At 47.3% G+C, this 8533-nt stretch carries 6 protein-coding genes and 1 pseudogene; 5 read left to right on the top strand and 2 right to left on the bottom strand.

Features of this window, described 5'->3' with window-relative positions; genetic code table 11:
- On the top strand, positions 1-1444 hold a 1444-nt coding region (locus A3735_RS15410), incomplete at its 5' end, for a protein adenylyltransferase SelO family protein (protein WP_068638233.1).
- A gap of 106 nt (positions 1445-1550) precedes the next feature.
- Here A3735_RS15410 and A3735_RS15405 read toward each other — a convergent pair.
- Together A3735_RS15405 and A3735_RS15400 are read right to left on the bottom strand one after the other, a co-directional pair.
- Entirely contained in the window at positions 1551-3182 is a 1632-nt protein-coding gene (locus tag A3735_RS15405; protein WP_068507716.1) for an acyl-CoA synthetase, read from the bottom strand.
- A 30-nt stretch (positions 3183-3212) separates the two neighbouring features.
- Positions 3213-4196 carry an NAD(P)H-quinone oxidoreductase gene (locus tag A3735_RS15400; protein WP_068507718.1) on the bottom strand — a complete coding sequence of 328 codons (984 nt, stop codon included), beginning with the start codon at positions 4194-4196 and terminating at the stop codon, positions 3213-3215.
- Positions 4197-4378: 182 nt separating this feature from the next.
- Between A3735_RS15400 and A3735_RS15395 the strand changes: the two genes are divergently transcribed.
- The 4 genes and pseudogenes from A3735_RS15395 to A3735_RS15380 all read left to right on the top strand — a co-directional run.
- Positions 4379-6190: a lysophospholipid acyltransferase family protein gene (locus tag A3735_RS15395; RefSeq protein ID WP_197479448.1), complete on the top strand. Its 1812-nt coding sequence runs from the start codon at positions 4379-4381 to the stop codon at positions 6188-6190.
- On the top strand, positions 6190-7287 hold the full coding sequence (locus A3735_RS15390; protein ID WP_068507721.1) for an alpha/beta hydrolase: 1098 nt from the start codon (positions 6190-6192) through the stop codon (positions 7285-7287). The genes A3735_RS15395 and A3735_RS15390 overlap by 1 nt, the downstream gene beginning before the upstream one ends.
- Before the next feature lie 37 nt (positions 7288-7324).
- Positions 7325-8350 carry a M14 family zinc carboxypeptidase gene (locus A3735_RS15385; protein WP_068507722.1) on the top strand — a complete coding sequence of 342 codons (1026 nt, stop codon included), beginning with the start codon at positions 7325-7327 and terminating at the stop codon, positions 8348-8350.
- Positions 8350-8533, top strand: a pseudogene (locus tag A3735_RS15380) (alpha/beta hydrolase); the annotation flags it as partial. The gene A3735_RS15385 and the pseudogene A3735_RS15380, both read left to right, overlap by 1 nt.

Genomic DNA, 8533 nt, shown 5'->3' with positions numbered 1-8533 from the left:
GGAAGGCTTCCGTCGTTTGTTCTCTGGTGATATGTCGCATGTGCCAGAACCTATGAGACAAACAGCTTGGGCAACTGGCTATGCGCTGTCGATTTATGGCACGGAGTACATTCAACAGTGTCCGTTCCGCACAGGCAACGGTTACGGGGATGGCCGTGCAGTATCTGTCCTTGAGGCTGTCATCAATGGTCAGCGTTGGGAGATGCAGCTAAAGGGTGGTGGGCGAACGCCATATTGTCGTGGTGCGGATGGGCGAGCAGTGCTGCGCTCGAGTATTAGAGAATTTCTGGTTCAGGAGCATATGCACCAACTAGGGGTGCCAACATCTAGGTCCTTATGCCTTTATGTATCTGGCTCAGAGACCGTTGATCGCCCATGGTATTCTGAAGGTTCTTACTCCCAAGATCCGGATATTATGGTATCGAACCCGGTTGCAATTTCAACACGTGTCGCACCGTCTTTCTTACGGGTCGGGCAGCTTGAACTGTTTGCTCGTCGAGCGCGTAGCAAGGCTCATCCAAAAGCTCTCGAAGAGTTAAAGATGATCGTTTTGCATTTGATTGATCGTGAATACAAAAGTGAGATCAATGAAGACCTATCGTTCGAAGATAAATTACTGCGGTTGGCTAGCGAGTTTCGTGAGCGTTTAAGCGCGCTTGTCGCAAACTGGCTTCGCGTAGGTTATTGCCAAGGCAACTTCAATAGTGACAACTGCGCAGCGGGGGGGTATACCCTTGACTATGGTCCATTCGGGTTCTGCGAAGTGTTTGAACCGTTTTATCAGCCTTGGAGTGGTGGCGGGCATCACTTTTCGTTTTTCAATCAACATGCTGCTGCCGAGGCAAATTTTGAGAGTTTCTGCTCGGCATTGCGACCCCTTGTTGCATCGAAGCCCGATGTATTAGAAAAGCTTAATGAGATACGCTCAGGCTTCACTGCTGTGATTCAAGAGAAAATGGAATCAATGTGGGCGTCTAAGCTGGGGCTTAATAAGTTTGATGGAACGCTATTCAATCAGCTTTTAAAGCTAATGGTTCAAACCTCTGTTGACTACACCCTCTTCTTCCGCGAGCTGTCAGAGCTTCCTGAAGATGTCTCGACGCTTAAGAAAAGCTTCTATAAAGACCTGAGTGATGAAAAGGAAGAAGCATGGTCGCAGTGGTTACAGACCTGGAGAGGGCTGATAAACATTGAGGAGGGCGCCGAAGCTCTGTCGTTACAGATGAAGCGCGTCAACCCAAAATACACCTGGCGTGAATGGTTGGTCGTGCCAGCGTATCAACAGGCGATGAAAGGTGACTATACGCTCGTAAAGGAATTACAAGACGTGTTGAGCAAACCATACGATGAGCAGACATTAGAGGTGAAAAATAAATTCTACCGTTTGAAGCCCGAGGTCTTTTTCGGGGCTGGCGGTGTCTCGCACTATAGTTGCTCGTCCTAATCGAATAAGCGCAACGCGCTAAGCAATTTCAAGTACTTGTGACAATAGCCAGTGAAGACACACACTACCTGTTGCTTAGAGGTTTGCTTACTTTATTAAGGCGTATTTAGTTCTTTAAATCTGCCTTCATTTGCTTGCGAAGCACTTTGCCGTTGGCCGTTCGGGGGAACAGTTGGGTGAAGTAAATCTTTTTAGGTACTTTATATTGAGCCAAATGTTCGTTTGCAAAGGCTAATAGGCTTGTTTCATCTAGCGTGCTACTTTCATGGCGAATGACGCTCGCCACGACCAAGTTCTTATCTGGCCCGATCTCTTCTTCGAGAGCGACACAATCAGCGACGTCGGGGTGGGTTTTCAATACCCGTTCAATCTCGTGGGGTGAAATACGAAAGCCAAAGCTGTTGATGATGTCGTCACGTCGACCGAGGAACCAAACATAGCCTTCTTCGTCTCGTTTGGCGTAGTCGCCGGTGAGAAAATAGCCGCCTTTGCGTGTGGCTTGTGTGGTGTCCGGCAGTTGCCAGTATTCAATGAACAGTCCTAAGTCTTGCTCGTCGATACAAAGCATGCCTTCTTCACCGTCTTTGACTGGCTCTAAGTTCTCATCGAGTAGATGTATTTTATGCCCGGTCTGAGGGCAACCCGCAGAGCCCGGGCGAATGGGGCGAGCAGGGTGATGCGATAAATAATAAGAACATTCAGACATGCCGATAGCTTCGTAAATATCCTGATTAAAGCGGTCTTGCCATAACCCAAGCATTTCATCTGAAAGATGCTCGCCTGCACACATACAGTGGCGAAGTGTCGGTACATCTTTAGCTGAAAATTCAGTTTTCTGAATGATCTGGCGATAAATGGTTGGTACACCGATAAAGATTGTGCATTGGTGCTTGGCGATCAGCTTCGGCCAGGTTTCTGCCGTGGCATCGCCGTTATAAACAACGACGGTTTTGCCTAGCAGCATCGGGTCCATCATGGCGGTGCCGAGTACGTAGGTCCAGTTGAACTTACCCGAATGCAGAATGCGGTCAGTTTTATCGCTTTGGTAATCAAACCAATGGTAGGCCGCGGGTAAGCGACCCAGCAAAGCCCTGTGAGCATGCAATACGCCTTTTGGATAACCCGTGGTGCCAGAGGTGTAGACTAAGTAGGCCGGGTCGTTATAGCAGGTATTGACTGCGATTTCGTCATCGGATGAACTTGCTAGTAAGTTTGCAAAGCTTTGAAACTTAATCTTGCTACTTGTGCTGGCGGTCTCGGCGAGTTCGTCGATAATCAAAACATGAGCCAACTCTGACTCTTCTAGTGTATCCAGGTGTAGCTTCTCGGCCAGCGCAGCGGTGGTGATCAGCACTTTGGCACCAGAGTCCTTCGCCAGGTAATCAATCTCGTCGCCGCTAAGCAGAATAGAGCTGGGCACCGCAATACCGCCAAGCTTAACTGTGCCATAAAAGGCAATCGGGAACTCGATAACATTCGGTAGCCAAAGCATGACCCTGTCACCCTTTATCAAGCCCAATTCACTTAACCGTGCAGCACATTGGTTGGATGCCTTATCGAGTTGCTGATAAGAATAAGCTTGATGTAATTCGTTACTCTCATCGCCATGGTCAACGATGAGCGCGGTAGACTGCATATCAAAGTTGGGAATTTGAGGGCGCGTGCACGCAAGGCCTATATTGAAGTCTTTCGACAGGTCCAGATCATTGATTGTCTCGGGCTTGATAGGCGCTTGCATGTTTCGCTGTTCTCTTTGTGGAATGAGTGCTTAGTGTGAAAGGTCTAAAATAATTTTGCCGATATGGGCATTGCTTTCCATTAGAGTATGCGCCTCAACAACATCTTCGAGTGCGAAGGTTTTGGCGATCACAGGCTTAATGGTTTTGTTCTCTAGCAGCGGCCAGACTTTTTCTTTTAGCTGTTGCGCAATTGCGGCCTTAGCGTCCAAAGATTGAGGACGTAGCGTCGAGCCGGTCAGCGTTAAACGCTTTAGCATCACGGGCAAGAAGTTTACCTTGTTGATCGGGCCTTGAAGATAAGCAATATTGATAATACGGCCTTCAATCGCGGCGAGGAAGAGGTTCTTCTGAATATACTCACCGCCAACCATATCAAGAATTACGTCGATGCCTTTGCCGTCATTGTGGTCTTTGATAGTGGGCAGGTAGTCTTGTTCGTTGTAGTTCACTGCAAGCTCTGCACCCAGCGCTTCACAGGCTTTTGCTTTCTCATCGCTGCCTGCGGTGGCATAGACTTTTGCGCCCATCGCTTTGGCTAGTTGAATCGCCGTGGTACCGATGCCGCTGGTACCGCCATGAATAAGAAAGGTCTCGCCCGCTTTCAGCTGACCGCGATCAAACACGTTTGACCACACTGTAAAGAAGGTTTCTGGCAAGGCTGCTGCTTCCACCATTGAGTAGCCTTCAGGAACGGGTAGACATTGGCTTTCTGGTACATTTACATACTCGGCATAGCCACCACCGTTGGTGAGTGCACAAATCTTATCGCCTTGTTTTAAGGTAGTAACGGCAGAACCGACTTCGACCACTTCACCGGCTACTTCCAAACCCAATATGGGTGACGCATCTTTTGGGGCCGGGTAGTTGCCTTGTCGCTGAATCACGTCAGGGCGATTAACGCCGGCTGCTGCTACCTTCACCAGTACTTCATTTTCTTGAATGCCAGGGCGTTCGCCTTCAGCAACTTGCATGACATCAGGTGCGCCGAAGTTTGGGGTGTCGATATATTTCATTTTGGCTCTCTTGTTCGTGGCGAATTCGTATGAGTAGGCAAGCAATTTAAAGGGCTACCGGGTTAGGGTCAAGTTTATCAACTGTGTTCCGTGGTGATCCCATTGACATCAAACTGACACCAAAGCGTCACATTTGCTTCACACTGAATTACTATCCTGCCTAAAAACACAGGAGTCTAGGTATGGGTTTTCAGAGCTTGTTGGTTAACAAGGCAGTAGATAGTGAGAAAACAAACGGTACACTTCAACCTGCTGTCGAGCGCATGTCTAGCAATGATGGCCTTGCCGATAAAAACGGTGGGATTCCCGAGATATTACGAGCACCGCTTAGCTCACTATCTCGTTCACGAAAAACCTTAGACTCTTTCCTGCGAGATCATCCTCACCTTAAAGGTGTTGAGTTTGTCGAGCAGATTCTTCAGCACTTTGAGTTTTCCTTTCAGACGCCTTGGAATGAGAAAGAACGAATTCCGACTGAAGGCCGCTTGGTGATTATCGCCAATCATCCTTTAGGTACTCTGGATGCAGCGGCGGTATTCAAGTTGGTAAGTGATGTAAGGTCAGACGTGCGTGTTGTGGTCGATGAAGGCGTTCATGAGTTAGATGCGCTTGCGCCGATTACTTTGGCTTGTCAGCCTTACTCCGAGAATACGGCTAAAACACGTAATGTCGCTTTGAAAGAACACCTGGAGCGAGAAGGTGTGCTGATCTTTTTCCCCAGTGAAGAATTATCCCGTATTCGCCCGAGTGGGGTGACGGATACCAAGTGGCGTCGTGACTTTCTTGATATAGCTTTAGAAATGAATGCGCCGGTGTTGCCTTTGTATATTGATGCAGCAAACTCTGCTCTGTTTTACGGTGTGTCTGCGATCTATAAGCCGCTTTCTACCATGATGCTTGTGCCTGAAATGTATAAGCAAACACGCAAGACGGTTGCGATCCGTGTCGGTAAGCTTGTCATTCATGAGACCTATGCCAAGAGTGGTTTGCCAGTTAAGACTCAGGTCAAACTGTTCAAAAAACACCTCTATAAAGTGGGTAAGGGTAAAAAGGGGATATGGCAAACCCAGTCACCGGTTGCTCACCCTGAATCACGTCAAATACTTAAGCAGCTTATTGCTTCTCAAAACCGATTGGGTGAGACTAGTGATAATAAACAGATCTTTCTCTATAAGAACGAAGGAAGCTGCGCGGTATTGAGAGAGATTGGCCGCTTAAGGGAAATTGCCTTTCGCGCAGTGGGCGAGGGAACAGGTGAGCGGCGTGATATTGACCACTATGACTCGTCCTATAGTCAATTGGTCTTATGGGATGAAAATGAGTTGGAGATTGTCGGTGCCTATCGCCTGGGCAATGCCAAAGACATTATCGAACAGCAGGGTATTCAGGGCTTATACAGCGCCAGCCTTTTTGATTATGACGAGTCAATGCTTCCTCTACTAAAGCAAGGGGCGGAACTTGGGCGAAGTTTTGTTCAGCCTAAGTATTGGGGCAAACGAAGTTTGGATTACCTTTGGTATGGCATCGGTTCTTACTTAAGCAAGAACCCTGATGTGAAATACTTATATGGTCCGGTCAGTATCTCGAACGACCTGCCTAAAGCAGCAAAAGATTTATTAGTTTACTTCTTCACTCTTTATTTTGGCAGCTTTGACGAGACGGAATCTCGGCCTAAGGCTGTATCGAAGCACCCCTATTTGCTCTCAAACGATCTGCTTGATGCCTTGAGCCAGAATTTTTCAGGTACGGATTATAAAGAAGACTTTATGATTCTTAAGAACATCTTGTCGAATATGGGCTGTAGCGTGCCGACTTTGTACAAGCAGTATAGCGACCTATGTGAACCGGGTGGCCTAAAGTTCTTGGGCTTTGGTGTTGACCCTGACTTTGGTGATTGTATCGACGGTTTAGTGATGGTCGATGTCAGTAAGATCAAGGAAAAGAAGCGTAAGCGCTATATCCCTGAAGTTATTGAACAACAGGAAGATAAATAATGCGTGCGGCCTGGCAAGCATTGAATGTGATGTGGACATTGCATGGTGAGCAGGCGTCGGGCGAGAAGTCTGCCCGTAGCGAACTGCTTTATCTTGAGGGGAGTGATATTGATAGCAGCTGCGTCAGTGTTGATGTCTATGAACCGCATATAAAACCGAAGGGATGCATTGCGTTCTTTCACGGCATGTCTCCTTTTGGAAAAGACGATTCTCGTATCGTTACACTTTGTCAGTCGCTATGTCATGTCGGCTTTAGAGTGGTTTCTCCTGATGTTCAGTCAATCAAAACTTTGAAGATTGATCCTCGGCAGATCGACTTGGTTGCAGATATATTAAGTGCGTTGGTGGATCAGTCGCACTTATGTTCTTCGGGTAGGCTGAGTGTTCTTGCGCCGTCTTTTTCCGGTGCCATATGTTTGGCTGCTGCAGCGGATGAACGTGTTAAAGACCGAATCATCTCGGTGTGTGCCATTGGTGCATTTACGGAAGTTGATTCGGTGATGAACTACTTGCTGACCGATACCGATGCAGACCCCTATGGGCGTTATATTGTACTGAAGAAAATTATCCCAATGGTGATGGAGGCGAAGGTCAATGAGAATTGCCTGGCTTTACAACAAGCCTTGGATGCAGCGATTCAGGACAATATTAATGAAACGACCCTGCTTGATATAGAAAACAAGCCGGAGCCGGGTAGTAATATTACTTTAGGGCAATGCATCGACCAATTAAGCCAGAGTGAAGCGAGTCTGGTGCATCGTGTTTTGAGCGACTCACAGTACCGGGAACTACTTTTTTCGAAAGCGAAAACGCCTCTATCAGAAGAATTAGAGGCTCTGGATATTGTCTCTCGCTTAGATGATTTGAGTGCCAAGGTTTTTCTGCTGCATGGCGCGGCAGACAATGTCATTCCCTGCGGGCAGTCAGAGCTCTTATACCGCAAACTACGCGAGATGAAAAAAGACGTTGATTTAGTGGTCACTCCTTTTATTAGCCATGGTGATACATGCTTTAGCTTAAGGCAGGTATTTGATGTCTGGCGTATCGTCAAAGGCTTTTCATTCTTTTTTGAAGACCACCATGCTTACACGAGATAGACAATCTTGAGAGAGTACGGCTTATACGGATATATTGATGAATAAAAATAAAATAAAAAAACGGCTGCCTGAGCTTTGGCAGTTAGAGCAGATTATTTCCCACACTAAGCACCCTCTGGTTGTTAATACCGAAGCGAATATTGATTTAGCCGGTCATCAGCTGCCACTGTATAGCATTGAAATGACACCTTATCGCCCGGGGCTGCCGACCGTTATTATTTCGGCGGGTGTTCATGGGATCGAGCGTATCGGTACACAAGTTTTGCTGTCGTACCTAGAGATGCTGCTGTCGCGAATGTCTTGGGATGTGGTGGTCGCCAAACAATTAGAAGCAATGAACTTAGTGTTTTTGCCGATAGTTAATCCTGGCGGGATGTATCTCAATACACGTGCTAATCCCAATGGTGTGGATTTAATGCGTAACTCTCCGATGGAAGCAGAGAGCGAGGCCCTGTTATTTGGTGGCGGACAAAGAATATCGCCACACCTGCCTTGGTATTGTGGCAAGGTCGAGGAGCAAATGGAGCTTGAGAACCAGAAGCTGGTAGAGGTGGTCGAGCGTTATTCTGATCAATCGCCCTTTACCTTAACGCTAGACTGTCATTCGGGCTTTGGCTTCCACGATTACTTGTGGTTTCCCTATGCTTATCGCAAACGGCCTATTGCGGTACTCGACAAGATTTATGCGCTGAAATTATTGCTAGATCGAACTTACTCTCACCATCATTATATCTTTGAGCCTCAGTCATTGAGTTATATCACGCATGGAGATCTGTGGGATTACATCTACAAGCGACATAAGAATTCACATGAGAGTATGATGATTCCTTTGACGCTTGAGATGGGCTCATGGAATTGGATTAAGAAGCGTCCGACTCAACTATTCTCTAGGTCTGGTTTATTCAACCCGATGGTGCCGCATCGCCTGCAACGCGTTTTACGGCGGCATATTATGCTATTCGATTTTCTTTGCTCGGCAGCCATTGGCTATAAGAGCTGGATGCCCAAGAAAAAGCAGCAGGTACAGACCTTTCAAGCAGCTAAGCAGTTTTGGTATCGCTAATGGAAAAGTGGATGCTAATAAGGGGTTTGTCTCGCCAGAAATTGCATTGGGGTGAGTTTCCTGAGCACTTAAAAACACTGTCAGGCGCAGAGGTATTGTTTGAGGACTTGCCAGGTTTTGGTGAGCGACATCATGAATCTAGCCCGGGGACGATAGAAGAAATTGCTGAGAGTCTTGCGCCGA

The sequence above is a fragment of the Oleiphilus sp. HI0061 genome, from assembly GCF_001635675.1.
Note: the sequence above shows the minus strand (reverse complement) of the source record. Positions and strands in the feature narration are given on the sequence as shown.

Coding starts and splice junctions, on each gene's coding strand:
- A3735_RS15405 (WP_068507716.1), bottom strand. CDS start 3,182: ATGCAAGCGCCTATCAAGCCCGAGACAATCAATGATCTGGACCTGTCG.
- A3735_RS15400 (WP_068507718.1), bottom strand. CDS start 4,196: ATGAAATATATCGACACCCCAAACTTCGGCGCACCTGATGTCATGCAA.
- A3735_RS15395 (WP_197479448.1), top strand. CDS start 4,379: ATGGGTTTTCAGAGCTTGTTGGTTAACAAGGCAGTAGATAGTGAGAAA.
- A3735_RS15390 (WP_068507721.1), top strand. CDS start 6,190: ATGCGTGCGGCCTGGCAAGCATTGAATGTGATGTGGACATTGCATGGT.
- A3735_RS15385 (WP_068507722.1), top strand. CDS start 7,325: ATGAATAAAAATAAAATAAAAAAACGGCTGCCTGAGCTTTGGCAGTTA.